We start from the raw sequence: 26075 nt of genomic DNA, 5'->3' as shown, positions 1-26075 counted from the left end.
ATACGTAAAGAAGGTATAATGGTCTTAAGAAAGAGGTGAATGTACGAATGCGTAAAATGATAGGGAAGCTACTCCTGTTCATTTTATTCCTATCTGCGATTTCGGTTCCTTTTGCAACAACGGATGCAGCAGCCGAAAAAGTCTATCACGTAAAATTAAACAAGGAAGTGGAAAAAGGGCTTTACGCCTATTTGAAGCGTTCCTTCAAGGAAGCCGAGGAAGCGGGGGCCGATGCAATCATTCTTGAGATCGACACACTTGGCGGTTTTACGGATGCTGCAGGTGAAATTGGGCAACTCATTGATGAAACAAAGAAGAAAACCGAAATAATTGCCTACATCAATTATCGTGCGATTTCTGCTGGTGCGCACATCGCTTTACATGCAGATAAGATCTATATGTCTCCGAATGGTAAGATTGGTGCGGCCCAAGCAGTCGACGGATCAGGAAATGCAGTTGAAAGCAAGGCGCATAGCCTTTGGGTGAAGGAAATGGAGAGCGCGGCAGAATCATCCGGCCGCGACCCGCAATATGCGTTTGCAATGGCCGATGATTCAACCGATTTACACCAATATCATGCTGGGATCGGAGAACTGCTGACTCTGACTGCAAACGAGGCGTTCGAAGTCGAATATAGTGAAGGTACTGTTTCTTCTTTCGAGGAACTTCTAAAAGAGAACGGGTTGGAAAATGCCGACATTGTTAAGACGCAAGTAACTTTTGCGGAAGGCATTGCACGATTTGTTACAAATCCGATCGTCGTTCCAATCCTATTGTCGATTGCGGGATTAGGCCTCGTCGTAGAGCTCTATTCCCCGGGTTTCGGTGTGCCGGGAACGATGGCGCTTTCGGCATTGCTGCTATTCTTTTTCGGTCATCTCATAGCGGGTCTTGCTGGGTATGAAACATTGATTCTCTTCATTATCGGCTTAGGGCTCATTGTACTTGAGTTTTTCATAGCGGGTGGGATAGCGGGCGTTCTTGGATCTGTCGCTATCGTTGTAAGTATCATTTTGGCGGGTGCCAATCCGATGTTCATGGCGTATTCTGTCCTGATCGCGATTGCAGTGGCCGTCAGCGGGATGGTGATCATTATGAAGTTTTTCGGTAGGAGACTGCACTTGCTGAACAAAATGGTGCTGATGGATTCGACTGACACGGAAAGTGGATATGTGTCGAATGTCAATAGGGTTGATCTGCTTGGCAAGAAGGCAAGCACAATCACACCACTCCGACCATCAGGCACGATTGAAATGGAAGGCGAGCGCATCGATGTCGTTTCACAAGGAAGCTACATCGATAAAGGAAAACATGTTATCATTGTGAAGGTTGAAGGATCCCGGATAGTCGTTCGGGAATTCGAAGAAAAGGGGGAAATTGAATAATGGATTTAATTGCTGGAGCTGGAGCTGGAGGTCTATTAGTGACAGGTGGAATCGTTATCCTTGCGATTATCATATTGTCAGTGTTTTTCACACTCGTACCTGTAACGCTATGGATATCTGCATTAGCAGCGGGTGTGCGTGTAAGCATTTTCACGTTGATCGGAATGCGTCTCCGCCGGGTAATTCCGAGCAGGGTCGTCAATCCGTTGATCAAGGCCCATAAAGCAGGTTTGAATGTTGCAATCAACCAGCTTGAAAGCCATTACTTGGCGGGCGGTAATGTTGACCGCGTTGTCAATGCTTTGATTGCCGCCCATCGTGCGAATATCGAGTTGTCATTCGAACGTGCCGCAGCGATTGACCTGGCGGGCCGTGACGTTCTTGAAGCGGTACAAATGTCTGTAAACCCGAAAGTCATTGAAACACCATTTATTGCAGGTGTGGCCATGAACGGTATCGAAGTGAAGGCGAAGGCGCGGATTACTGTCCGTGCTAACATCGATCGTCTTGTCGGTGGTGCAGGTGAAGAAACTGTAGTTGCACGTGTCGGGGAAGGAATTGTTTCGACAATCGGTTCTTCCGTCGACCATGCGAAAGTGTTGGAAAACCCGGATTTGATTTCCCAAACGGTTTTGGCGAAAGGTCTTGACTCCGGAACTGCTTTCGAAATCTTGTCCATCGATATCGCGGACGTTGATATCGGTAAAAATATCGGTGCAGAACTTCAAACTGAACAAGCGATGGCTGATAAGAATATAGCACAGGCGAAAGCGGAAGAACGTCGTGCGATGGCTGTAGCGAATGAACAGGAAATGAAGGCAAAAGTTCAAGAAATGCGCGCGAAAGTGGTCGGAGCGGAGGCAGAAGTTCCTCTTGCGATGGCGGAAGCACTTCGGACGGGCAATATTGGCATCATGGATTATATGAACTACAAAAATATCCAGGCTGACACGGGTATGCGCGATTCCATCAGCAAAATCGGTGTGGATCAGCAAAAACCGGACACAACGAAAGAGTGACGTTTGAGCGTATAATTCCCGGAAAGGGGATGCACAGATGGAAATACTGATTTTTGTCGTCCTCGGAATCATCAGTATGCTCTTCAGAGGGAAAAAGCCGGAAGACGCACCGAAGACACAAAAGAGACAACAGACCACGCAGACGGACTCTCCTGATCCGATGCGTAAATTGAAAGAAATGACACAGGAAATGTACAAGGAAATCCAGCGTGAATTTCAAACAGAAGTAGATGAACCGCCAAGCAGGCAGTCACCTGAGCACAAACCTGCTCCAGCCGTTTCATTGCCTTCCAAGGCAAAAGAAGCTGAAAGCAGGGTGCAGGTAAAGGAAGTTCCAGTTCACACGGATAAGAGGAATGACAGGACATCGAAGCGGGAGCCGCATCGTGGCCGATTATCGGCTCATCAGGGTACCCTCGTTTCAAAAGAACCGGTGAAGCATACTGAAATGATTCCAACAAGTGAACAAGACTTGATCAAAGGAATCATTTTCTCCGAAATTTTGGGCCCTCCCAAATCAAAACAATAATCATTGACCCCTTATCCAAATCATAGGCTTGGATAGGGGGTTTTATCTTGAAAAAATTATTTAAAATGAACTCATCTGTAACGATTGAAGAATTTGTTTCGGTCAGGATCACAGGCCCTTATTCCTTATTGAAACTGGGACCTGACTATGCTGTGATCCGAAGTGGGGACCATGTCGTAGAGGCAACGGGTGAGGATCTCATCGTTGAAACATTGTCGGAAGAAATGGCGGTATTCTCTTTTGAAACATTAACAACAGTAACCATCAAAGAATTGAAAAGTGGACCTGGCGCCTATGATTCATAAAAGATTTAACGTCGTCCTCACAGGCAAAACGGATCCGTCCAGATTCCTATCTTTCCTAGTGGGCTCCGGTGTGAAGATTTCTGGAATTATGGAATCAGGAAAGGGGATACGGTTTCGCACCGATAAAAAAGGCATTCAGGTAATAAGGAAACATAGGCGCCGTTTTAAAATGAAAGTAACAATCAGAATGGCGGATGAAGGTGCAGTGGAAAAAAGGGTATTCTCGTCTTTCCGTTTTCTTATTGCATGCATTATTCCGCTGCTCGCATCCTTGTTCCTTTGGCAAATCGACATTGAAACCGACGTGCCTGAAGTGGCGGAACGGATCGGCAACAAGTTGGAGGAAACTTCAATCACCATGTTCCGGCCGCTTCACTTGATTCCGGATGAAGGAGAAATCCGGAGGTCGCTCATGGTAGAGGATCCTTCCCTTTCCTGGGTGCGATTTAAAAGGTCAGGGAGTACATTGACGGTCATTCCGATGCTCTCCCCGAAATTGAATGACGGTGTTGAAAAAACTGGCCCGCCTTCCGATCTTGTTGCCCGTACAGGCGGAGTCATCACCGGCTTTCAATTGAGCAGGGGAGAAAGGGTTGCTCGTGTACACCAGACTGTTAAAAAAGGAGATTTGTTGGCGACAGGCATATTGGAGCAAGGGAATAAAAGGACAGTCGTCGGGGCAGAAGGTTTGGTGTATGCCGATTTTTGGATGGAATACTCTTTCAAAATACCAAAAACAGTTGATTACCAATTGCTTGGTGAAGAAAATATGATTATCCATTGGAGATCGCCGATTGTGTGGAAGGGCGGAGGGATGCCGAAGCTTCAATCATTCATCTGGACGGAAAGGGACAGGGAAGATCGTATCGATCAATTCGAGCTGACAGAAGGCATGGAGGAAGATGTCATCCTTCCATTGTTAAAATACAAGATTTTAACGGAAACCCAATCCGATCTCATAATAAAAGATGAAAACATTTTACACTTGACGTTTGGAAATGATACAGTTGAGGGGACTATATTATTTTTAATGAATGAGAATATAGCGATAAAAAGACCGTTATCCCAAGGAGACTGAAACTATTGAGCGAACAACTGATTCAACTTCATATCGAGGAGCCGAATGAGGCTGTCATGCTTCTAGGCATTTCCGATCAAAATATGAAATTGATTGAAGAGTCCATGAATATTTCCATACTCACCAGAGGAGATACCATTTCGCTAGCTGGTGAGGAACAGGATATTATTGCAGGGAAGTATCTCCTGGAGCAACTATTGAAAGTAATTCGTAAAGGCGTCAATATCAATTTACGCGATATTTCCACCGCTATCGAAATGGTGAAAAACGGGACGATTGAATATTTTGCTGAGTTATACGATGAGGAGATTGCCAGGACAGCAAAAGGAAAGGCGATTCGGGCAAAGACGATCGGGCAGCGCGAATATATACATGCCATCCGGAAGAATGACCTCGTCTTCTGCATCGGGCCAGCGGGTACCGGAAAGACGTATCTCGCAGTTGTTCTTGCCGTACAGGCGATGAAGACAGGGTCCGTAAAAAGAATCATTTTGACGCGGCCTGCTGTCGAGGCTGGTGAAAGCCTTGGATTCTTGCCCGGTGACTTGAAAGAGAAGGTGGATCCTTATTTGCGTCCTCTCTATGACGCTCTGCATGACGTGCTAGGGACGGAACATACAGAACGGCTCATAGAGCGTGGGGTGATTGAAATCGCTCCCTTGGCGTATATGAGGGGGCGTACGCTTGATGATGCGTTTGTCATCCTTGATGAGGCTCAGAATACGACGAAAGCGCAAATGAAAATGTTTTTGACTCGACTCGGATTCGGGTCCAAAATGGTGATTACAGGAGACAAGACACAAATCGATTTGCCACGGGGTGTTGACTCGGGATTGATTGCCTCCGAAGCGATTTTGAAAAAAGTACCTGAAATTCATTTCCAATACTTGGAGCAGGGCGACGTCGTTCGTCATCCGATTGTGGCGAAAATCATTGAAGCATATGAAAGTGAGCAGTCATCCTAAAATGACTGCTCTTTCATCATTTTGAAAACGGTGTAAAGATAAAGAGAGATAGGGGGAGGTTGTTTGTGTTCACACCCATCATTAAACTTTTCAAATCCTTGAAATTCAAATACTTATCACTGTTCGTAATTGTATTGGCAGCTATCGCATTATTTTCCCTTATGTATGGCAATGTAAAGCAGGAGACGTATGAGCTCCATGAATTCAAAATATCTCCGAAGACGATCCGCTCGTTAAAAACTGTTGAAGACACTGTGAAAACGGAACAGGAAAAACGAAGAATCGAATCCGAAGTGACTCCGTTTTATCAGTTTTCGGAAGATATCGCGAAGAATAGGGCTGCTATCGCGATCGAGCTATTCGATATCATCATAAAGGAAAAGCAGGAAAATGGTCCAGACACCGATGATCCAGATAAAAAAGTGAAAACTCGTACCGAGCAGATAAAGGATAGTAGAGAAAAACTTTTGAAACTGGAAGAAGAGGAACCGGCCCTTAGATTGACCGATGATGCGATTTCGAGTTTGTTGACAAGAGATGTATCAGTTCTGCGCAAGATGCAGAGCGAAATTTCTAGTATTATTGTTGAGGAATTATCGAAGCCGGTACGGAGCGGTGATCTTTCAACAGTCCGCTACGAAGTGGAAAGAAAGCTTCGTTTGTCAGAAGCGATTCCTCCAGCGGAATTACAGACGCTTATCACACTGGGAAGATCACTTGTCGTTGAAACAGAAACGATCAATAAAGAATTGACGGACAAAAGAATCGAAGAAGAAAAGAGTGCAGTTGAGCCTACTAGGATCCTACAAGGACAAGTCATTGTCCGGGAAGGGCAATTCATCGACTCGGAAATTTATAGACAATTGGAATTGACGGGTCTTTTGACGAATCAGTCCTCCACCAAGCCGATGGCAGGTCTCATGCTTTATGTGGTTTTTGTGTCAGCCATTGTATTTATGCACTTTATTACATGGAGGGAAGATAATAATAAGAAAAAGAAATCATTATTGATTATCTATTCCATCTTTTTTATCCTCGTCATCATGATGAAGTTAATCAGTTTAATTGATAAAGAGTTCGATGTGCAGGTCGCTTTCCTATTTCCGACAGCGCTCGCACCCCTCCTTGCGAAATTGTTGACGAATGAAAGGCTTGCATTCATGCTGACGATCATCACAGCTTCGACAGCTGGAATCATGCTTCAGGAAGGATTCGCTGCAATTATGCAGATGGAGATCGCTCTGTATATTTTGTTCAGCGGAATCATCAGTATCTATGTGTTAGGGAATAACGGAAGAAGGTCGAATATTTTACGGACAAGCCTCGTCGTGGCGGCTTCTAATATTCTTTTCATAGGTTTCTATTTGCTAATGACCCAGTCTACGTATGAACTTTCCGAGTTGGTATTTTACTTGATTGCCGCTTTGGCTTCGGGAATCATATCAGGGGCCTTGACAATAGGATTGATGCCCTTTTTCGAATCCGCATTTGGGCTGCTCTCGGATATGAGGCTGATAGAATTATCAAACCCGAATCATCCGCTATTGAAAAAAGTGCTCACCGAAACACCAGGTACATATCATCATAGTGTAATGGTCGCGAATTTGGCTGATGCTGCATGTGAATCTGTAGGGGCAGATGGTCTGCTTGCGAGGGTAGGCAGCTATTATCATGATATCGGGAAGACGATACGGCCTGGATTTTTTATCGAGAACCAGCATGGCTCTGTAAATCCCCATGATGAATTGCCACCGGAAAAAAGCCGTGATATCATTATTGCCCATGCAAATGATGGAGCTGACCTGCTTGCCAAGCATAAAATGCCGATTGAAATCATCAACATTGCAAGGCAGCACCATGGAACAAGCTTTTTGAAATTTTTCTTTGTAAAGGCAAAGGAAATGGGACATGATGTGGTGGAGGATGATTTCCGTTATCCAGGTCCAAAACCGCAGACGAAGGAAATTGCAATCATTTCAATTGCGGATAGTGTCGAAGCGGCAGTGCGCTCCTTGAAGGAGCCTACTCCGGAAAGAATCGCAAATTTGGTGAAGTCGATTATCACTTCTAAATTGAATGATGGGCAATTCGATGAATGCGATTTATCAATGAGAGAATTGAAAACGGTTGAAAATGTTATTTGTGAAACGTTGAACGGCATTTTCCATAGCCGGATCGAGTATCCGGACTGATCAGAAGGAAGGCGAAAGAATTGCTGGATATTTATTTTAATGACGAAACGGGGAAAGTGACCGAAGACATTACCCGACTTGTAGAAGAAGTATTGAATCATGCTGCGGGAATGGAGGGGCTTTCGGATAATCCAGAAGTGTCCGTAACGTTCATGACGGACGAAGAAATCCGGAAAATAAATGCTGAATACAGGGGAAAAGATAAGGCGACCGATGTGATTTCATTTGCACTTGAGGAGATGACGGAAGGGGAAGTCGCTATTATCCAGGGAGACGATATGCCTGTCGTCCTCGGCGACATTCTAATTTCAGTCGAGACAGCGGCAAGTCAAGCAGCGGAATACGGCCACGATGAAAGACGAGAAATTGGATTTCTGGCATTGCATGGATTCCTGCATCTCCTAGGCTATGATCATATGACTGAAGAGGATGAAATGAAGATGTTCGGGAGACAAAAGGAAATCCTGACTTCTTTCGGTCTGGAAAGGTAGATCGAAGATGCATCCTTTCTTCAAATCTTTTCAGTATGCGTTTAAGGGAATACAGCATGGCCTTCTGACTGAAAGGAACTTTAGGTTCCATGCACTTGCTATTGTCATCGTAACGACAGCAGGTGTTGTAACAGGTCTCACTGCGACTGAATGGTGCATCATTTTAATCCTCTTTGGCGGAATGACGGCCTTGGAATTGATCAATACGGCGATTGAAAGGACTGTCGATCTCATTACAAATGAGATACACCCTCTCGCAGGACAGGCGAAGGATCTTGCTTCAGGAGCCGTTTTGATTTTCGCGATTTTTTCCGCCATCATTGGTCTGATTATATTCATTCCTAAATGGTTCTACTAAAAATTATGTTGAGGTGTAAGTATGGATAAAGTGAAATTGATGGAAGAAGCAAACAAGGCACGTGAAAAAGCCTATGTGCCCTACTCGAAATTCCCCGTCGGCGCGGCACTCTTGACGGCTGACGGACAAGTCATACATGGCTGTAATATCGAGAATTCAGCTTATAGCATGACAAATTGTGCCGAAAGGACAGCTTTCTTCAAAGCTATTTCAGAAGGGATTATGGATTTTAAAGCATTGGCAGTAACAGGCGATACGGAAGGGCCGATTTCACCATGCGGTGCATGCAGACAAGTGATCGCTGAATTTTGTGATTCGGACATGCCGGTCTATTTAACGAATTTACATGGAAAAGTGAAAGAAACGACTGTTGGGGAATTGTTACCTGGAGCGTTCTCCAAGGAGGATCTTGAATATGCAGAAGGACAGCAATAATTTTAAATCCGGCTTCATATCGATCATTGGTCGACCGAATGTTGGCAAATCAACATTTTTGAACCGGGTCGTCGGCCAGAAGATCGCCATCATGAGCGATAAACCACAAACAACGAGGAACAAAGTGCAAGGCGTTGTCACGACAGACAATTCCCAATTAGTTTTTATTGATACACCCGGCATTCATAAGCCGAAGCATAAGCTAGGGGATTTCATGGTGAAGTCGGCACGCAATACGTTAAAGGAAGTCGATGTCATCATGTTCATGGTGAATGCCAATGAACCGATCGGCGGCGGGGACAGATTCATCATCGATTTATTGCAAAACACGGAAACGCCTGTCTTCCTCGTGATTAATAAAATCGATCTCGTTCACCCTGACGATCTGTTGACGACCATCACTTCGTATACGAAAGAGTATGACTTTGCGGAAATCGTGCCATTGTCTGCATTGAACGGCAACAATGTCGAGAGGTTAATGGAAACATTGACGAACTATTTGCCGGAAGGGCCGAAGTATTATCCGGACGACCAAGTGACCGATCATCCGGAGCGCTTCATCATCTCCGAATTTATTCGGGAAAAGGTTTTGCATTTGACACGGGAAGAAATCCCACATTCGGTCGCTGTCGTCATCGAGAAGATCGAAAGGGATGAAGGCCGCGGACTGGTCGATGTGGCTGCTACGATCATCGTCGATCGTGATTCCCAAAAAGGGATTGTCATCGGTAAAAAAGGCGCTCTCTTAAAAGAAATCGGAACGAAAGCAAGACATGACATCGAAATGCTTTTAGGATCAAAAGTATACTTGGAACTATGGGTGAAGGTGCAGAAAGACTGGCGCAATAAACCTGGTCAACTCCGGGAATTCGGATTCCGCGAAGACGAATATTGATTAGGAGTGGTGTCCTTGCTGAATAAATGGGAAGGAATCATCCTGAGGAGCATTCCGTACGGCGAATCGAATAAAATCGTCACTCTCTATACGCGAGAGGCGGGAAAAATGACAGCAATGGCGAGGGGGGCAAAAAAGCCCGCCAGCCGTTTAGCAGCGGTTACCCAGACATTCACGCACGGATATTATCTTCTAAGATCCGGGCGTGGGATGGGGTCGCTTGAACAAGGCGAGCCGATCGATTCGATGAGGCATATCCGTGAGGATATTGAAGCGACGGCTTACGCCAGCTACATAGTGGAGCTTATCGATCGGTTGACCGAAGACCATGGACAGGGACCGAATGTATTCGGGTTGTTGTACGAAGCATTGCATGCGATCAACGAGCAATACGACCCCGAAGCAATTGCATTATTCGTCGAGTGGAAGATGCTGCCCGTCGCAGGTGTCCACCCTGTGTTGCATCAATGTGCCAATTGTGGGGCCACTGAAGGGGAATTCGCCTTCTCGTTCCAGGAAATCGGTTTCCTTTGCCATCGCTGCTTCCAAATCGATCCGTATCTTGTCAGGATCACACCGACACAGCTGAGGCTGATTCGAACCTTTTTCACAGTGCCGATCGAGCAGGTCGGTTCTTTGAATTTGAAAAAGGCGACGAAGCAATTCATGAAAAAAATCGTTCGTACAATTTATGATGAACAAGTAGGGGTACGATTGAAATCTCGGTCATTCCTGGATCAGTTGGAACGTACCCCGGAATTATTGCCACAAAAAGAAAAACCGGAAGAAAAAGGCGAATGACCTTTTCCTCCGGTTTTTTTACAATTAAAATACGAGATGTTTTTCGATATAATCCTTAACATCCGCAATCGGCATACGGACTTGTTCCATGGAATCGCGGTGTCTTACTGTCACTTGGCGATCTTCCTCTGAATCAAAGTCGTAAGTGATACAGAAAGGAGTTCCGATTTCATCTTGTCTGCGGTAACGTCTTCCGATGGACTGAGAGTCATCATACTGTGTAGCGAAATGCTTACGCAGTTCAGCATACACTTCCTCTGCGCCTTCTGAAAGCTTTTTAGATAAAGGAAGGACTGCCGCTTTAATAGGAGCCAGGGCAGGGTGGAAACGCATCACTGTACGTTTGTCGTCTCCTTCTAGCTCTTCTTCGTCAAACGCATCACAAAGGAATGCCATAGTAACGCGATCGGCACCGACGGAAGGCTCGATGCAATAAGGGATATATTTTTCGTTCGTCACTGGATCTAAATAATGGAAATCTTCGCCTGAATGTTCCATATGGCGAGACAAATCAAAATCGGTCCGGTTCGCGATTCCCCACAGCTCTCCCCATCCGAATGGGAATTTAAATTCAATATCCACTGTTCCTTTTGAGTAATGCGAAAGCTCTTCGGCATTATGCTCGCGCAGTCGGATATTTTCGACTGTCAAACCGAGGTCCAACAGCCATTTCTCGGAGAAGTCCCTCCAATACTCATACCATTTCATATCTTCGCCAGGCTTGCAGAAGAATTCCAATTCCATCTGTTCGAATTCCCGAGTACGGAACGTGAAGTTTCCTGGTGTAATTTCATTACGGAAGCTCTTACCGATCTGAGCGATTCCGAAAGGCATCTTTTTACGCATGGACCGTTGGACATTTTTAAAGTTGACGAAAATTCCTTGCGCCGTTTCAGGACGTAAAAAGATTTCATTTGCAGATGAATCGGTAACGCCTTGTGACGTTTTGAACATCAGGTTGAACTGGCGGATGCCGGTATAATCCATAGCGCCGCAAGTCGGGCAGACAATGTTATGTTCCTTGATGAGTTCTTCCATCTTTTCAAATGGCATGCCGTCTACGACCAATTCAATTCCTTTTTCATCCAATGCATCCTCGATCAGCTTATCAGCGCGATGGCGAGTTTTACACTTTTTGCAATCGATCATCGGGTCGTTGAAGTTCCCGATATGACCGGAAGCTTCCCATACTTTCGGGTTCATAAGGATCGCAGCATCGAGCCCTTCGTTGTAAGGGGACTCCTGCACGAATTTCTGCCACCATGCACGCTTGATATTATTTTTCAGCGCGATGCCTAGAGGACCGTAATCCCAAGTGTTCGCCAAGCCACCGTATATTTCCGATCCCGGAAATACAAAGCCCCTTTGTTTCGATAAATTGACAATCTGTTCCATTGTGTACATGTAAAATCCCTCCAATTAAAATAAGCACCCATCCCCGGACATGAAGTCCGAGGACGAGTGCATAATGACCCGCGGTTCCACCTCGATTGGCAGCCAAAGCAACCCTCTTGAAGAAATATAGCTCCAGGTTGCCGTTTCATGCCAATACGGGCTTTCACTCTCCCCGTTCGCTCAAAGTGGCATTACTTATTGACCTATCTCCGCCTATTGAATTCAGTATTAGTGTAGCACGCTTCCTCAATCTCTGCAATCCATATTGCTCTTCACAGGTTAGATTGATTGTATTTTTCATTTTTATAATGAAATCCAAGCCATGTTGATATCCGTTCCGAGCGAAGCGAATCACGCAGGATGAGCTTTGCCGTATTTTTACATGATTTTCGAAAAAATTAAGGCAGTGCCTTTTAAAACGGTGCTCGCAACGCTTCGCTTATGCTCGCAAAAGCCGTTCTTCGTAACGGCTTTCGCTCTGCACTCCATTCAACAGAAATTCCTTTTACAAAATGCTGTTTTCCCTAGGATTTTTGTTATTATAACGTTGTGCACTTTCAATTTTTAGTAATATGATATAGAGTAAGGTGACAATATGCTGAAAAGAAAATTTTAACATTTATTTTCGCCTCATTGTTATCAATCATACTTATTGCTGCTTGGTTTGTTTATGCAGACGGGGAAGAGCTATTAGCTGTTTTTCCAATGGCGTTCTTTATAAGTCCGATTGCAATACCCGCTATATTACACTGTATGAACTTCCTGTGTCTTTTCTAGCTGAAAAATCAACTGAACAGTTTACAAATAATCAACGAATATTTTCGTCTTTCGTTATCCACATTTTCTTTGGTTTGGGATTTGTATTTATCGTAGGACTTCTACTCGAGTACCAAATGTTATTACAAGATTTCAATAGATTCTGTAGAAGCTATGAAATGTTTTTTATTGCATCTATAATAACTTCTGTATGCTTTTAGGTAATAGATGAAAGTTTAAGAACTTGCTTCTTAAAAAAAGATAAACTGAAACATTTCTATAAATGATTTCATAATTGAAATTGAGTTTTTTATGGAATCATAAGCATTTCAGTCTAGATTTATTGGTTTTTAACAAGTCTAAATCACTGTTTTTCCTACGTTTTCAAATGCTGTGTTTAGCTACGTGTTTTTATTATTACAATCCAATTGATTGAAGTGCAGATTGGCGACTCCAGCGAACGCCGTAACGGAGAACGGCGTTTGCGAGCAATGTTGAAGGCTGCCTTAATTTTTGCAAAGAACGCAGAAATACGGCCAATCGAACCCTGCGCTGTTCGATTGGCTGAAGCCGTGCCCGCGGAAAGCGTCCAATCGGAACGGAAATCAATGGTGTTAGCAGTACACAGAACTTTTTCAATCACCCACAAACACAATACTTAAACAAGCTGCATCCAAGCTGCCAAGACGGAAACGAAGCTGTCGGGTTAGGAATTATGGATGTAAAATGCTATACTAAGCAAGGATATATTATCGAACGATTAGGGCGGTGATTCATATGGAATTGAATAAGCGCCAGACTGAAATCCTTGAAATTGTCAAAATGGATGGTCCTATCACTGGTGAACAGATTGCTGAAAGGCTGAGTTTGGCTAGAGCAACGATAAGACCTGACCTCGCAATACTGACAATGGCAGGCTACTTGGATGCAAGGCCACGCGTCGGCTACTTCTATTCTGGCAAGAAACCGACCCAATCAGTTGCTGACGGTATGATCGGAATGAAGGTTGGTGATTTCCAATCGATTCCTGTAGTCGTCAATGAAAACGTGACAGTCTATGACGCTATTTGTCAGATGTTCTTGGATGACGTCGGAACGCTGTTTGTCGTTGATAAATCCTCCTGTCTGACAGGTGTCCTGTCACGAAAGGATCTATTGCGAACAAGCCTTGGAAACAGTGAGCTGGATAAAATCCCGGTCCATGTCATCATGACAAGGATGCCGAATATTACATATTGCAAGAAGCAGGATTCACTTATACAAGCAGCAAAAAAAATGATCGATCAACAGATCGACTCCCTTCCTGTAGTCATCGTGAAAGAAGAGGGGCTGGACGTAGTGGGGAGAATTACAAAAACGAATATTACACGTGCATTCCTTTCGTTAGCTGAAGATCATGAATTATAAGCGGTTGCCTTTCTGAGCAAAATGAAAGAGGAGTGATACAATGAGAAAGTTGACATTGTTCATCGTTTCCGATTCTGTCGGCGAGACAGCGGATTTAGTTGCCAAGGCAGCAGCGAGCCAATTTAGACAGGATCTCGAAACAGTTTCGACGAAACGGTTTTCACATGTGGAGGATGAATCCCAGCTACGTGAAATTGCATATTTGGCAAAGCGTCAAAATGCGATCATCATCTATACGCTTGTGAAAAGCTGCATGCGAAGGAAACTGAAAGAGGAATGCCAGAACAATGGATTGCAATGTATTGATCTGTTAGGCCCGATTGTCGAAGAAATCAGCACATCACTTGATGAAAAACCTTTCGAGGAACCGGGGCTTGTCCGTCAGTTGGATGATGATTATTTCAAGAAAATCGAGGCGATTGAGTTTGCCGTGAAGTATGATGACGGCAGGGATCCACGCGGAGTCCTGAAGGCGGACATCGTTCTGGTTGGTGTCTCCCGTACTTCAAAGACTCCTTTATCCCAATATCTTGCACATCGGCGATTTAAAGTAGCGAATGTGCCGCTCGTTCCAGAAGTCGATCCTCCTGAGGAATTGTATAGGATTGATCCGAAGAAATGCTTTGGTTTAGTCATTTCTCCAAGTGTCCTCAATTCAATAAGGAAAGAGAGATTGATAGCGCTCGGCTTGAAGGATAATGCAAATTATGCGAGAATCGAACGTATCAAGCAAGAGTTGGAACACTTTGAGAAGGTCGTTTCAAAAATCGGTTGTAATGTGATCGATGTTTCAAACAGAGCTGTTGAAGAGACAGCTAACTTGATTTTAAGTGAAGTAGCCAATCGCAATTCATAATATACACAAAAGAAGGACCACCCAGTAAAAAATGGTTGGTTCTTCTTTTGCGGATTGTGTACAATAGTATATTGTCAATGCAACAAAATCATATTTTAGAAAAAAATGATGTGATGAGGAAATTATTTTGTCGAATAAGAAGGATTTATGAAAACTGTCTCGAATTCAAGTATGTGAGAAGAGAATGGTGATAGGATGACTAAAATTCCAGAAGAGACTATCGAAGAGATCCGATCCAAAACGGATATCGTCGATCTGGTCGGCGAATATGTCCAATTGACGAAACGGGGCAGGAACTGGTTCGGCTTATGTCCATTCCACGGAGAGAACACTCCTTCTTTTTCCGTTTCAGAGGATAAGCAAATATTTCATTGTTTTGGTTGCGGAGCTGGCGGAAACGCCATCACCTTTGTCATGGATATTGAAAATAGTCCTTTTACAGAAGCTATCTCCAAGTTAGCCGTGCGTGCAGGTATCGAATTGGAAGTCTCTTTCAACGAGTCGTTCAAAAGCGGAAAATCAAATGAATTTCAGCATATGCTAGATGCCCATGCGCTTGCGGCCAACTTTTATAGTCATTTATTACTGAACACAGTGGAGGGTGAAAAAGCATTACATTATTTGGAGCAAAGAGGGTTTTCCCGTGAGCATATCGAAAAGTATGGTATAGGATGGTCGCTTGATGATCGGGAAGTGCTCACCCAATTGTTGATGCGCAAGAAGTTTGATATGAAGGAGATGGAGCTTGCCGGACTTTGCATTATGAAAAATGATGGAACTGGGTATTTCGATAGGTTCCGTGGACGTATTATGTTTCCGTTACATGACGATAATGGAAATGTCGTCGCTTTCTCAGGAAGGACATTATCCGAGTCGAAAGAGGAAGCCAAATACTTGAATAGCCCGGAAACACCAATTTTTGAGAAGAGCCGATTGCTCTATAATTTTCACAACGCACGTCTTAATGTCCGTAAATCGGGTAAAGTAATACTGTTCGAAGGTTTTATGGATACAATTGCCGCCGAACGGGCGGGAATTATGAATAGTGTTGCAGTTATGGGTACATCCTTGTCTGATACCCATCTGACCAAAATGAAGCGGATTGCCAATCAGCTGATCATTTGCTGTGATGGCGACAATGCAGGATGGGATGCAGCGAAACGGTTTGCAATCCTTTCCACTCAAAAAGGAATGGATGCAAAAATTGCCTTATTACCGGGAAAAATGGACCCAGATGAATATATCTCTTCATATGGCGGGGAATCATTCGCCGAAAAGGTAATCGGCAATCCACATTCGTATATGTCATTTATAATGGCTTATTATAAAAGGTCTAAAAATTTGTCTCATGAGAACGATGTGTTGCAATATATCCATGAAGTTATGGAGGAGCTTGCAGAGAAAGTCTCCCCGGTTGAACGGGATTTGATGATCAGACAACTGACGGCTGAAACGGGAGTATCTCCGAGTGCCCTCAATGAACAACTGATGAAAAAGGTCGGCAAGCTGGCTAGTCAGGAAAAGGCGATGCAACCGGAAGGACAAGCCGTACCGGTGATAGTGTCCAACAGGAAGATGTCGAGCCTCGAACGGGCTGAAAGATTACTGTTATGCCATCTGCTGAACGATGGAAATTTATTCGACAGAATTCGGGATGACCACCAGGACCTTTTTTTTCGGGAAGAATACGTTGCGATTTTCATAAAGCTAGCCGGTTTTTATGAAAAGCATACCTCACCTGATTTCCATAGATTTGCGGAGTCCTTAGAGGATCGTGAGCTGCGCAAGGTCGTCATGGAAGCGGCAATGCTTGAGAGAGATCCGGACTTTGCTGAACAGGAAATAGAAGATTGCATCCATCATCTCAATAGGCAAAGGATTGTGAGGCGCATTGAAGAGATGATGCACGAATCTAAAGAAGCGGAAAAAATGAACAATCATACCCGGGCGCTGGAGCTGGCCAGGGAAATTATACAGCTCCGGAAATCATTATCGGCAATGTAGGCCGTATTCCGGTGAATTAAGGAGGAACGGGTATTATGACTAAAGAGCAATCTGGAGAAATGGAGCACGAAATGACATTAGATGAAGCGAAAGCAGGTTTATTGGAAGCAGGAAAAAAAGCTGGAGAATTGACAATTGAAGAGGTAACGGAGAAATTATCCGTATTTGAGATGGAGCCTGAGCAGTTCGAAGAGTTCCTTGACCAGATTGAAGCCGCTGGCATTGAGATGGAGCGTAAAGATGAAGAAGAAGCGAATGCCAAGGATGAGGAACAATTCGACTTGAATGATCTGAGCGTCCCGCCAGGTGTCAAAATCAATGATCCCGTACGCATGTATTTGAAAGAAATCGGTCGTGTCGATTTGTTGACCGGAGATGAAGAAGTCAAACTAGCGATTGGCATAAAAGAAGGCGTGGAAGCGGAAGAGAAGCTCGCCGAAATGAAAAAGCCGGACCCGGCATTATTGGAGATTGTCGAGAAAGGCGAAAATGCCAAGAAGAAACTTGCGGAAGCCAACCTGCGTCTAGTTGTCAGCATCGCGAAAAGATATGTCGGACGTGGTATGCTTTTCCTTGATTTGATTCAGGAAGGGAATATGGGCCTTATTAAAGCGGTTGAGAAGTTCGACCATACGAAAGGATTCAAATTCAGTACGTATGCGACATGGTGGATCCGTCAGGCAATTACCAGAGCTATAGCGGATCAGGCGCGTACAATCCGTATCCCGGTGCATATGGTAGAGACGATCAATAAATTAATACGCGTTCAACGTCAATTGCTTCAAGACCTTGGACGTGAGCCATCGCCAGAGGAAATCGGAGAGGAAATGGACTTGACTGCTGAAAAAGTCCGTGAAATCTTGAAAATTGCACAAGAACCTGTCTCGCTTGAAACGCCGATTGGTGAAGAAGACGATTCCCACTTGGGCGATTTCATCGAAGATTCTGAAGCACAGTCACCGTCAGACCACGCTGCCTATGAATTATTAAAAGAACAATTGGAAGACGTTCTGGACACGCTGACAGACCGGGAAGAAAATGTATTACGTCTGCGTTTCGGCTTGGATGACGGCAGAACGCGGACTTTGGAAGAGGTTGGTAAAGTCTTCGGTGTTACGCGTGAACGGATTCGTCAAATAGAGGCGAAGGCACTGCGGAAGCTAAGACATCCATCCCGCAGCAAGAGATTAAAGGACTTTTTGGAGTGATTACCCGCATCGGCATACATTATGCCGATGCCTTTTCAGTTTATACAGAATAATGACTAGGGGAGAAACAGGATGAATGCTCAGCGAAAAAAAATTATTATGGCAGAAATTAATTATTGGAAACAAAATAAATTGCTGCCCGAGCATTACTGCGATTTTCTGCTAACACTATATACGCAAGGGGATCATGAACAGGAAATCAGCGCAACGGATGCTGTCCTGTCAAAAAAGGAAAAGAAGGTAAAAACACGCGCGGTCTTCATTCAATCGCTCTACATACTCTTTGCATTCGCGGTGCTCGGTATATCTCTGAAATTATGGACAATCTTTTTCGAAGGACAGACGATGCTGTTAGTCGGACTTCTAATTGTGAACTGTTTATTGTGGCTGCTGGCTGGAAGACTATTAAAACAACTATATTTTACAATTTCAGGAGCTGCGGGGTTAGTTTTAATAGTTGTCTTTATAATGCAATCCGTAATCTCTAATTGACTGGAAAAATTATTTAGGAATCATATGATACCATATGAGGGCTAAAGAACGCCCGCTAATGGAAGTTTCACGTTATCTAGCATCCTTTTACAAGAATGATTTTGAAAATGCCGATCATTTCGGTATAATCAAATTGTAAGCGTTCACAACAAGGGGGATGAAGATAATGAATTTTGACTTGACGGACGAACAGCAAATGATTAAGAAGATGATGAGGGAATTTTCCGACGAGGTCGTTGCCCCGGGAGCAATTGAGAGGGACCGGACAAAGAGGTTTCCGATCGAGATATTCAAGCAGCTTTCCGAAATGGGGATGATGGGGCTGCCATTTTCGGAAGAGTACGGAGGCGCAGGTGCCGATACGACAAGCTTTGCAATCGTTACTGAGGAGCTGAGCCGCGGATGTGCTTCAACAGGTATTACATACTCAGCGCATATTTCCTTAGGTGGTGCACCGCTGAATCTATTCGGAACCGAAGAGCAGAAACGGAAATACTTGACACCAATATGCACGGGGGAATCATTCGGCGCATTTGGGCTCACTGAACCGAATGCAGGGTCTGATGCCGGGGGGACGCAGACGACAGCGAAAGAAGAAGGCGAAGATTTTGTTATTAATGGATCGAAAGTATATATAACAAATGCTAGCCATGCAAAACATTTGGCGCTTACAGCTATCACAGGAGTCGAAAATGGCAAGAAAGAGATCAGTGCCATTATAGTTCCGACAAATGCAGAAGGGTTCACAATTATCGACAACTATGAAAAGATGGGCTTACATGCCTCCAATACAACTGAATTGGTGCTAGACAATGTCAGAGTTCCAAAAGAAAACCTGCTTGGCAAGCGTGGTGATGGTTTTAAGCAGTTTCTCGTCACGTTGGATGGTGGTAGGATTGGCATTGGAGCAATGGCGGTAGGGATTGCCCAAGCCGCTTTTGATCGAGCATTGAAGTATTCGAAAGAGCGGAAGCAGTTCGGCAAGGCGCTTTCAGAATTTCAGATTACACAGTTCAAGCTCGCCGATATGGCGATGAAAATCGAATTGGCCAGAAATATGGTATACAAGGCGGCATGGCTGAAAGATCAAGGACGCCCGTTCACGAAAGAAGCCGCCATGTGCAAGCTGTATGCTTCCGAGGTTGCCATGGAGATTGCCGATCAGGCGATTCAAATTCATGGAGGCTATGGTTATATGAAAGAATATGAAGTCGAACGCTATATGAGGGATGCGAAGTTGCTCGAAATCGGCGAGGGGACGTCGGAAGTGCAACGGATGGTCATCGCAAGACAAATTGGCTGTTAAATCAAAAGCGTAGGGCACTCGAAGCTGGATGCCATAGGAAAGTTTGTCCAAATTGTCACAAAGTCTGAAATGTATATGGATAAGTCTTTCAGTTTTCTTGCGGATACAGTACAATATTAGTTGTGCACTGTATACTTTTACAGAATAATTCCTGGTGAAGGAGGGTAATTCGATGAAAAACAATCCTGTAGTGCCTTATATCCTTATTTTTGCGCTAGGATTAGGACTTATTTTCTTCATGTCCTTGTACGGAATCGAGCAAAAGAAAGAAATCGCTGGAGCGGATGAGGAAGGTAAAACTGAAGAAACAACTGATGGAGCGGCATCAGAGGACTTTGATCCTGAGGGCTTTGCTCAAGGAAAATGTATCGGCTGTCATGGTGGTGATCTGGCTGGTGGTGGAATGGCACCATCGCTTGTTGGTCTTTCATTATCTCAAGATGAAGTTCATGACATCATTAAAAACGGTACAAGTGGCGGAATGCCTCCATTCGGTAGCCAAATCTCCGATGAGCAAATCGACCAACTGTCAGAGTATATCCTATCACTTAAATAAGAGCGGAAGCCATCGGGGCGTTAACTATACGCATCCGATGGCTTTTTCAATTCTGGCAAAGATAGTGAAATTCCCTTACAATAAGAGTAACTGAAAGGCGGGGATTTATTGAAAACTGAGAAATTATCCACACGGCTCGCATCGGTAGCAGCGTTTGTAGAGCAAGGCGCCACTCTCGCTGATATTGGAAGCGATCATGCTTATTTACCTTGTCATTTAGTGAAGGCGGGAAGAATTACGAAAGCGATTGCGGGGGAAGTGGTAAAGGGACCATTTGAATCGGCAGTGAAAAATGTCCGAAAGAAAGGTCTTGCCGAAGAAATCATAGTCCGCCTTGCGAATGGACTGGATGCCATTCATGACGATGATGGAGTTGATACAATTAGCATCGCGGGAATGGGGGGACCGTTGATTGCATCCATTTTAAACGATGGGAGAGAAAAGCTTCAAAACGTCAAACGGATCATCACGCAACCGAATATTCATGCTTCCTCAATTCGAGAGTGGGCTCTTCAAAATGACTGGAAAATTATCGACGAACAGATTTTGAAGGAAGATCATAAAATCTATGAAATCATCGTCCTAGAAAAAGGACAAGCGGATTACAATGAGTTGGAAATAATGGTTGGCCCATTTCTGTTCAAACAAAAATCAGAAGTCTTCATCGAAAAATGGAAACGAGAGTCAGATGAATGGAAACGTGTCCTGTCTTCATTGGAAAATGCAGGGGACACGAATGAAATCAATGAAAAAAAGGAACAACTACGAAAAAAAATTGAGTTGATCGGAGGAGTTTTGACGCATTGAAAAGAGTGAATGGGCACGAAATACTAACGCTTTTTGAACAGTGGTCGCCAAAAAGATTCGCAGAAAATTGGGATCCAATCGGATTGCATATCGGTCAGTTGAATCGCCCAGTCGAAAAGGTCCTCATCACATTGGATGTTAACGAAGCAGTGGTAGATGAAGCGATTGAAAAAGGAGCCAATTTAATCATTGCGCATCATCCTCCCATTTTCAGCCCTTTGAAACATATTTGGACGGATACGCCGCAAGGAAGGCTCATTGAAAAATGCATCAAACATGACATCTCCGTCTATGCGGCACACACCAATCTGGATGTCGCTCCTGGCGGGGTAAATGATCTGCTTGCCTCCCGGCTGGGTCTGGCGGACATTGAAGTGATGGAACCGACAATTTCTGATCCTCTTTATAAATTGGCGGTCTTTTGTCCGGTCGAACAGGCTGACGAGTTACGGAGAGTATTAGCCCGCTCAGGCGCAGGGGCTATCGGGGATTATGCGGGATGCAGCTTCACATCCACAGGAACCGGACGCTTCACACCATCCGCAGGTGCCGATCCGTTTATAGGAGAAGTCGGGAAATTGGAAGAGGTTACAGAAGAGCGCATTGAAGTTGTGCTGCCTGGCCCGCTTCGGTCAAAAGTTCTGAAGGCAATGTTGGCGGCACATCCATATGAAGAGCCTGCATACGATTTTTTTATTCTTGACCAAAGGACGGAGGAGTTCGGTCTCGGCAGGGTCGGAAAATTGCCTGAAGCAATGGAACTTAAAGAGTTTGCCCAATTTGTCAAAAAAGTTCTAGACGTCCCGGCTGTTAGGATTGTCGGCGACGCATCAAAGTCGGTCCGTAAGGTTGCAGTGCTCGGAGGCAGCGGCAGTAAGTATATACGAGCTGCAAAAAGAAAAGGGGCAGATGTATTCGTCACGGGAGATATGGACTTCCACAGTGCCCAAGACGCGGAACTGATGGACCTTGCCATTGTAGATCCGGGTCATCATGTAGAAAAAGTGATGATCGAAGGGGTGGCCAGGTATATGGAACAGGCATGCTTGAAAAAAGGGTATGATGTTTCATTTATCGAATCCCAAATTGATACCGAGCCGTTCCGTTTTGTATAATAAAAGAAAAAAGGGCTGTTCCGTGTCGGTGACCGACGGTGGAACAGCCCTTTCACTTATTCTGATATTGCATAAGGTTCAATGCGTTTAACAGGTTCCGGATTCTTGATTTTCGGCAAAATCCGTTCCAGTTTGAATTTGCGTTCCGGTATATGTGTAGCAGGATCTTCCGGATCGAAGCTTTCCAAGAAACCGATCACTTCGCGGACAATCAATGTCGGCGTTGATGCGCCAGCAGTGACAGCGACCGTCTCGACGCCTTTCAGCCAATCGATATTGATCTCAGAAACATCCGAAATCCTGTAGGAAGGCGTATTCGCGATTTCAACCGATACTTGTGTAAGGCGGTTCGAGTTATTGCTTTTCGGGTCTCCCACGACAATCAATAAATCTGCTTCTCCTGCTTGTTCCGCGACTGCTTCCTGTCTCACTTGAGTAGCAAGACAAATTTCCTTGTGCACTTCAATATGAGGGAATTTCTCTTTCAGTGCATCCATAATGTGTGCAACGTCCCACTGGCTCATCGTTGTCTGATTCGTAACAAGAAGCTTTTCATTATCGAGATTAAGACCATCAACGTCATCAAGCGTCTCAATCAAATGAACCGCATGCGGCGCTACACCGATCGCCCCTTCAGGCTCGGGATGATACTTTTTCCCGATATAGATGATATCATAGCCTTCGGCAGTTTTTTCTTCAATCAGGTCGTGAGTGACAGTTACATCCGGGCAAGTCGCATCGATGGAGACAAGGCCTTTCCGGCGGGCCAATTCCCTTACTTCAGGTGATACACCGTGGGCTGTAAAAATCACAGTGCCGGTTTCCACCTTCTCCAGGATCTCCAACCGGTTTTCCCCATCCAATGTGATGATGCCGTCTTCCTCAAAAGCATCCGTGACATGTTTATTATGAACAATCATGCCTAATATATATATAGGTCTCGGCAATGTTTTGTCGAGCGCTGCATTTCTTGCTATGACCATTGCATCGACAACCCCGTAACAATAGCCGCGCGGGGAAATCTTTTGAACTTTCATTCACTCCACACTCCTCTAAAGGGATCTGTATCCATTATAGCGGAGTCAGACGCTCGTTTCAAAATTATAATTTGGGCGGCTGAAAAATCCGAGGATTGGAGACACCGGCTTGGGCACTTGCTGCGGCAGCGGATGCTGCTCCAGCAGCGTTGCTTGCCGCTCCTCCCGCGGAAGGAAGAGACTGGAAGCCTTTATATAATCTCCACATCGCGGGCAGGTTTTGGAACATCGGTGCAATTTGCTGGACGAGCGGTGCATATTGTTGGGCGGTATTTAAAAACCGGTTAGCTGTTTGCATGTACATTTCCATTTTGGATGTATTTTGGAATTGTCCCGGCATGGAAGGACCGAACTGATTTCCCATCGGAGACCCCTGAAAAGGCTGTCTCGGCGCTTGGGAAAAGTTTGGCTGCTGCTGTGGGCCGCGGAATGGCTGCCTCATTGCAAACGGCGAGTTTTGCGTGCGCGCGAATGGATAGAAGGATTCGTACCTCATGGATAACCCCTTTCATTTGGTCATTGTGAACTTTCACAATCTATAGTATGCGAAAATAACATACTGCGGAACGGAATCATGCTACAATAGGAATACGTTAGGAGGCATATGAATGTCTAAATTCACTGATTATCAATTCAAACCTTTCCTTAGGGAGGCAATCGCCCGACTAGGGTTTGAACAGCCAACACCAATACAGAAAGAAATGATCCCATTAATCCTTAAAGGATCCAATGCAATCGGACAAGCACATACAGGAACAGGCAAGTCGCACAGCTTCCTTATTCCAATTCTTGAGCGTCTGGATGAAGGGAAGGAAGAGTTGCAAGCGGTTATAACCGCACCAACGAGAGAACTCGCCTTGCAGCTATATGATGAATTGAATAAAATGACCGAAAATACAGCAATCCGAAGTTCATTATTAATTGGGGGAACGGATAAGCAACGCTCCATCGACAAGCTGAAATCGAATCCCCACATCATTGTCGGAACACCTGGAAGGATCCGTGATCTTTCTGAAGAGGGAGCTTTAGCAATCCATACTGCTTCCATTTTGGTTATCGACGAAGCTGATTTGGCTTTTGACATGGGGTTCATAGAGGATATCGATAAATTCGCATCCAAAATGCCGACAAACTTGGAAATGTACGTCTTTTCAGCAACGATTCCGGAAAAACTCAAGCCTTTCTTGGCCAAATACATGGATAGTCCAGTCCATGTGCAAATCGGCAATAAAAAGCCATTGACGGAAGGCATGAAATATTCACTTGTTCCCGTCCGCAGCATGGATCGCAAGAAAAAATTATTGCAAGTTTTGAATGCAATTAATCCATATTTGGCGATCGTCTTTACGAACACGAAGCAAAATGCGGATGAAGTCGCTGGTTACCTGGGCGAGCATGGCATTAAAGCGGGCCGGATCCACGGAGATCTTTCACCACGTGAACGTACCCGGATGATGAAGCAGATCAGGGATCTCGAGTATCAATATATCGTTGCGACGGATCTTGCCGCACGCGGAATTGATATACCTGGAGTAAGTCATGTCGTCAACTACGAATTACCGGACGACTTGGAGTTCTTCATCCACCGGGTGGGGAGAACCGCCCGTGCAGGCCTTGAAGGGATCGCCATTACGATGTATGAACCTTCAGAGGATGACAAAATTGTACAAATTGAAAAGATGGGCATTCCATTCATTCATGAAGATGTGAAAAAAGGCGAGTGGGTTGAAGTCAAGGAGCGTCATGCTAGGAAGAAGCGCGTCAAAGAGGTGGATGAACTTGATCGTAAAGCAGCTTCATATGTACGTAAACCGTCAAAGGTCAAGCCTGGATATAAAAAGAAAATGGCCAAGGATATAGAAAAATTCAAGAAAAGGGAAAGGAGATTGAAACGAAAAAATGACAAATGATCAACCATTGCTACTTGGTTCGCATGTCTCGATGAGCGGCAAAAAGATGCTGCTAGGTTCAAGTGAAGAGGCGTTAGGGTACGGCGCAACGACTTTCATGATTTATACGGGTGCTCCGCAGAACACGCGTAGAAAGCCGATTGAGGAACTGAATATTGAAGAGGGCCTATTGCATATGAAAGAGAATGGCTTAACCAATATAGTCGTACATGCACCATACATTATCAATATCGGGAATACGACGAAGCCTGAGACGTTCCGATTGGGTGTCGATTTTTTACAGTCGGAGATCCAAAGAACGGCGGCACTTGGGGCAGATCAGATCGTCTTGCATCCAGGGGCTCACGTAGGCGCCGGTGCGGATCAAGGCATCGCTAAAATCATTGAAGGTTTGAATGAGGTCTTGGCTGAAGATTCGACTGTCCGCATTGCACTTGAAACGATGGCAGGAAAGGGCAGTGAATGTGGCAGGAACTTCGATGAAATTGCAAAAATCATAGACGGCGTCCAGAACAATGAGCGCCTGTCCGTCTGTTTCGACACTTGTCACGTCCACGATGCGGGCTATGATATCGTCAATGACTTCGATGGCGTGTTGGATGAATTCGATAAGATCGTCGGGAAGGACAGGATATCAGTCATCCATGTCAATGACAGTAAAAACGAACGTGGGGCGATGAAAGATCGTCATGAGAATATTGGACATGGTCATATCGGTTTTGATGCTCTCAGCTATATCGTGCATCATCCAGAATTCATGGCGATTCCAAAAA

Annotated in this window: 26 protein-coding genes; 23 read left to right on the top strand and 3 right to left on the bottom strand. The window is 44.7% G+C overall.

Annotated elements, in window-relative coordinates; genetic code table 11:
• The first annotated feature begins 47 nt into the window (after positions 1 to 47).
• The 12 genes from AWV70_RS20800 to recO all read left to right on the top strand — a co-directional run bounded on the left by AWV70_RS20800 (position 48) and on the right by recO (position 10453).
• A complete protein-coding gene (locus AWV70_RS20800) occupies positions 48 to 1385 on the top strand; it encodes an NfeD family protein (RefSeq protein WP_060210402.1) in 1338 nt (445 codons plus the stop codon).
• Positions 1385 to 2404: a flotillin-like protein FloA gene (gene floA / locus AWV70_RS20795; RefSeq protein ID WP_060210401.1), complete on the top strand. Its 1020-nt coding sequence runs from the start codon at positions 1385 to 1387 to the stop codon at positions 2402 to 2404. The genes AWV70_RS20800 and floA overlap by 1 nt, the downstream gene beginning before the upstream one ends.
• Positions 2405 to 2441: 37 nt before the next feature.
• The gene (locus tag AWV70_RS20790; RefSeq protein ID WP_060210400.1) at positions 2442 to 2933 is read left to right on the top strand and encodes a hypothetical protein; all 492 of its coding nucleotides are present in this window, start codon (positions 2442 to 2444) and stop codon (positions 2931 to 2933) included.
• 47 nt (positions 2934 to 2980) lie between these two features.
• On the top strand, positions 2981 to 3238 hold the full coding sequence (locus AWV70_RS20785) for a hypothetical protein (protein ID WP_060210399.1): 258 nt from the start codon (positions 2981 to 2983) through the stop codon (positions 3236 to 3238).
• Complete coding sequence (locus tag AWV70_RS20780; protein ID WP_060210398.1) at positions 3228 to 4316, top strand: sporulation protein YqfD; 1089 nt, start codon at positions 3228 to 3230, stop codon at positions 4314 to 4316. The genes AWV70_RS20785 and AWV70_RS20780 overlap by 11 nt, the downstream gene beginning before the upstream one ends.
• A 5-nt stretch (positions 4317 to 4321) precedes the next feature.
• A complete protein-coding gene (locus AWV70_RS20775; protein ID WP_201024424.1) occupies positions 4322 to 5281 on the top strand; it encodes a PhoH family protein in 960 nt (319 codons plus the stop codon).
• A gap of 65 nt (positions 5282 to 5346) precedes the next feature.
• Complete coding sequence (locus tag AWV70_RS20770) at positions 5347 to 7473, top strand: HD family phosphohydrolase (protein ID WP_060210397.1); 2127 nt, start codon at positions 5347 to 5349, stop codon at positions 7471 to 7473.
• A gap of 20 nt (positions 7474 to 7493) precedes the next feature.
• On the top strand, positions 7494 to 7964 hold the full coding sequence (gene ybeY / locus AWV70_RS20765) for an rRNA maturation RNase YbeY (RefSeq protein ID WP_063124302.1): 471 nt from the start codon (positions 7494 to 7496) through the stop codon (positions 7962 to 7964).
• Between the two features lie 7 nt (positions 7965 to 7971).
• A complete protein-coding gene (locus AWV70_RS20760; protein WP_060210396.1) occupies positions 7972 to 8322 on the top strand; it encodes a diacylglycerol kinase family protein in 351 nt (116 codons plus the stop codon).
• A 21-nt stretch (positions 8323 to 8343) separates the two neighbouring features.
• A complete protein-coding gene (locus AWV70_RS20755) occupies positions 8344 to 8757 on the top strand; it encodes a cytidine deaminase (protein ID WP_060210395.1) in 414 nt (137 codons plus the stop codon).
• Positions 8738 to 9652 carry a GTPase Era gene (gene era / locus AWV70_RS20750; protein ID WP_060210394.1) on the top strand — a complete coding sequence of 305 codons (915 nt, stop codon included), beginning with the start codon at positions 8738 to 8740 and terminating at the stop codon, positions 9650 to 9652. Before AWV70_RS20755 ends, era begins: the two co-directional genes overlap by 20 nt.
• A gap of 15 nt (positions 9653 to 9667) precedes the next feature.
• Positions 9668 to 10453, top strand: coding sequence for a DNA repair protein RecO (recO, locus tag AWV70_RS20745; RefSeq protein ID WP_060210393.1), 786 nt, complete (start codon positions 9668 to 9670; stop codon positions 10451 to 10453).
• Between the two features lie 24 nt (positions 10454 to 10477).
• Here the strand turns inward: recO and AWV70_RS20740 are convergent, their stop codons facing one another.
• Positions 10478 to 11857, bottom strand: a complete 1380-nt coding sequence (locus AWV70_RS20740; RefSeq protein ID WP_060210392.1) for a glycine--tRNA ligase — start codon at positions 11855 to 11857, stop codon at positions 10478 to 10480.
• Between the two features lie 1524 nt (positions 11858 to 13381).
• Between AWV70_RS20740 and AWV70_RS20735 the strand changes: the two genes are divergently transcribed.
• The 9 genes from AWV70_RS20735 (at position 13382) to AWV70_RS20695 (ending at position 22355) form a co-directional block, all read left to right on the top strand.
• Positions 13382 to 14011, top strand: coding sequence for a helix-turn-helix transcriptional regulator (locus AWV70_RS20735; RefSeq protein ID WP_060210391.1), 630 nt, complete (start codon positions 13382 to 13384; stop codon positions 14009 to 14011).
• A 40-nt stretch (positions 14012 to 14051) separates the two neighbouring features.
• A complete protein-coding gene (locus AWV70_RS20730) occupies positions 14052 to 14867 on the top strand; it encodes a pyruvate, water dikinase regulatory protein (RefSeq protein WP_060210390.1) in 816 nt (271 codons plus the stop codon).
• Between the two features lie 195 nt (positions 14868 to 15062).
• Complete coding sequence (dnaG, locus tag AWV70_RS20725) at positions 15063 to 16871, top strand: DNA primase (RefSeq protein WP_060210389.1); 1809 nt, start codon at positions 15063 to 15065, stop codon at positions 16869 to 16871.
• Positions 16872 to 16906: 35 nt separating this feature from the next.
• Positions 16907 to 18079, top strand: coding sequence for an RNA polymerase sigma factor RpoD (rpoD, locus tag AWV70_RS20720; RefSeq protein ID WP_060210388.1), 1173 nt, complete (start codon positions 16907 to 16909; stop codon positions 18077 to 18079).
• A gap of 72 nt (positions 18080 to 18151) precedes the next feature.
• Positions 18152 to 18571, top strand: a complete 420-nt coding sequence (locus tag AWV70_RS20715) for a hypothetical protein (RefSeq protein WP_060210387.1) — start codon at positions 18152 to 18154, stop codon at positions 18569 to 18571.
• 166 nt (positions 18572 to 18737) lie between these two features.
• On the top strand, positions 18738 to 19877 hold the full coding sequence (locus AWV70_RS20710) for an acyl-CoA dehydrogenase (RefSeq protein ID WP_060210386.1): 1140 nt from the start codon (positions 18738 to 18740) through the stop codon (positions 19875 to 19877).
• A gap of 172 nt (positions 19878 to 20049) precedes the next feature.
• The gene (locus AWV70_RS20705) at positions 20050 to 20433 is read left to right on the top strand and encodes a c-type cytochrome (RefSeq protein WP_060210385.1); all 384 of its coding nucleotides are present in this window, start codon (positions 20050 to 20052) and stop codon (positions 20431 to 20433) included.
• Positions 20434 to 20541: 108 nt separating this feature from the next.
• Complete coding sequence (locus tag AWV70_RS20700) at positions 20542 to 21240, top strand: tRNA (adenine(22)-N(1))-methyltransferase (protein ID WP_060210384.1); 699 nt, start codon at positions 20542 to 20544, stop codon at positions 21238 to 21240.
• On the top strand, positions 21237 to 22355 hold the full coding sequence (locus AWV70_RS20695; RefSeq protein ID WP_060210383.1) for a Nif3-like dinuclear metal center hexameric protein: 1119 nt from the start codon (positions 21237 to 21239) through the stop codon (positions 22353 to 22355). Before AWV70_RS20700 ends, AWV70_RS20695 begins: the two co-directional genes overlap by 4 nt.
• A gap of 56 nt (positions 22356 to 22411) precedes the next feature.
• Here AWV70_RS20695 and AWV70_RS20690 read toward each other — a convergent pair whose 3' ends face one another.
• Positions 22412 to 23392 (bottom strand): 4-hydroxy-3-methylbut-2-enyl diphosphate reductase, encoded by a 981-nt coding sequence (locus tag AWV70_RS20690; protein WP_060210382.1) that lies wholly within the window; start codon positions 23390 to 23392, stop codon positions 22412 to 22414.
• A gap of 64 nt (positions 23393 to 23456) precedes the next feature.
• Positions 23457 to 23888 carry a VrrA/YqfQ family protein gene (gene vrrA, locus AWV70_RS20685; protein WP_060210381.1) on the bottom strand — a complete coding sequence of 144 codons (432 nt, stop codon included), beginning with the start codon at positions 23886 to 23888 and terminating at the stop codon, positions 23457 to 23459.
• Positions 23889 to 24000: 112 nt separating this feature from the next.
• Between vrrA and AWV70_RS20680 the strand changes: the two genes are divergently transcribed.
• Both AWV70_RS20680 and AWV70_RS20675 read left to right on the top strand, forming a co-directional pair.
• Positions 24001 to 25302, top strand: coding sequence for a DEAD/DEAH box helicase (locus tag AWV70_RS20680; protein ID WP_060210380.1), 1302 nt, complete (start codon positions 24001 to 24003; stop codon positions 25300 to 25302).
• Positions 25303 to 25309: 7 nt separating this feature from the next.
• Positions 25310 to 26075 (top strand): deoxyribonuclease IV (locus AWV70_RS20675; protein ID WP_060210418.1); only part of this gene is annotated, 766 nt, incomplete at its 3' end.

Source organism: Sporosarcina koreensis (assembly GCF_001531445.1).
Taxonomy (GTDB): domain Bacteria; phylum Bacillota; class Bacilli; order Bacillales_A; family Planococcaceae; genus Sporosarcina; species Sporosarcina koreensis_C.
This window is presented reverse-complemented; position numbering and strand designations above follow the sequence as displayed.

Excerpts from the sequence above, each read along its gene's own strand:
- AWV70_RS20800 (WP_060210402.1), top strand. The coding sequence starts at position 48 with ATGCGTAAAATGATAGGGAAGCTACTCCTGTTCATTTTATTCCTATCT.
- floA (WP_060210401.1), top strand. The coding sequence starts at position 1,385 with ATGGATTTAATTGCTGGAGCTGGAGCTGGAGGTCTATTAGTGACAGGT.
- AWV70_RS20790 (WP_060210400.1), top strand. The coding sequence starts at position 2,442 with ATGGAAATACTGATTTTTGTCGTCCTCGGAATCATCAGTATGCTCTTC.
- AWV70_RS20780 (WP_060210398.1), top strand. The coding sequence starts at position 3,228 with ATGATTCATAAAAGATTTAACGTCGTCCTCACAGGCAAAACGGATCCG.
- AWV70_RS20760 (WP_060210396.1), top strand. The coding sequence starts at position 7,972 with ATGCATCCTTTCTTCAAATCTTTTCAGTATGCGTTTAAGGGAATACAG.
- AWV70_RS20755 (WP_060210395.1), top strand. The coding sequence starts at position 8,344 with ATGGATAAAGTGAAATTGATGGAAGAAGCAAACAAGGCACGTGAAAAA.
- era (WP_060210394.1), top strand. The coding sequence starts at position 8,738 with ATGCAGAAGGACAGCAATAATTTTAAATCCGGCTTCATATCGATCATT.
- AWV70_RS20740 (WP_060210392.1), bottom strand. The coding sequence starts at position 11,857 with ATGTACACAATGGAACAGATTGTCAATTTATCGAAACAAAGGGGCTTT.
- AWV70_RS20735 (WP_060210391.1), top strand. The coding sequence starts at position 13,382 with ATGGAATTGAATAAGCGCCAGACTGAAATCCTTGAAATTGTCAAAATG.
- AWV70_RS20730 (WP_060210390.1), top strand. The coding sequence starts at position 14,052 with ATGAGAAAGTTGACATTGTTCATCGTTTCCGATTCTGTCGGCGAGACA.
- dnaG (WP_060210389.1), top strand. The coding sequence starts at position 15,063 with ATGACTAAAATTCCAGAAGAGACTATCGAAGAGATCCGATCCAAAACG.
- rpoD (WP_060210388.1), top strand. The coding sequence starts at position 16,907 with ATGACTAAAGAGCAATCTGGAGAAATGGAGCACGAAATGACATTAGAT.
- AWV70_RS20715 (WP_060210387.1), top strand. The coding sequence starts at position 18,152 with ATGAATGCTCAGCGAAAAAAAATTATTATGGCAGAAATTAATTATTGG.
- AWV70_RS20710 (WP_060210386.1), top strand. The coding sequence starts at position 18,738 with ATGAATTTTGACTTGACGGACGAACAGCAAATGATTAAGAAGATGATG.
- AWV70_RS20705 (WP_060210385.1), top strand. The coding sequence starts at position 20,050 with ATGAAAAACAATCCTGTAGTGCCTTATATCCTTATTTTTGCGCTAGGA.
- AWV70_RS20690 (WP_060210382.1), bottom strand. The coding sequence starts at position 23,392 with ATGAAAGTTCAAAAGATTTCCCCGCGCGGCTATTGTTACGGGGTTGTC.
- vrrA (WP_060210381.1), bottom strand. The coding sequence starts at position 23,888 with ATGAGGTACGAATCCTTCTATCCATTCGCGCGCACGCAAAACTCGCCG.
- AWV70_RS20680 (WP_060210380.1), top strand. The coding sequence starts at position 24,001 with ATGTCTAAATTCACTGATTATCAATTCAAACCTTTCCTTAGGGAGGCA.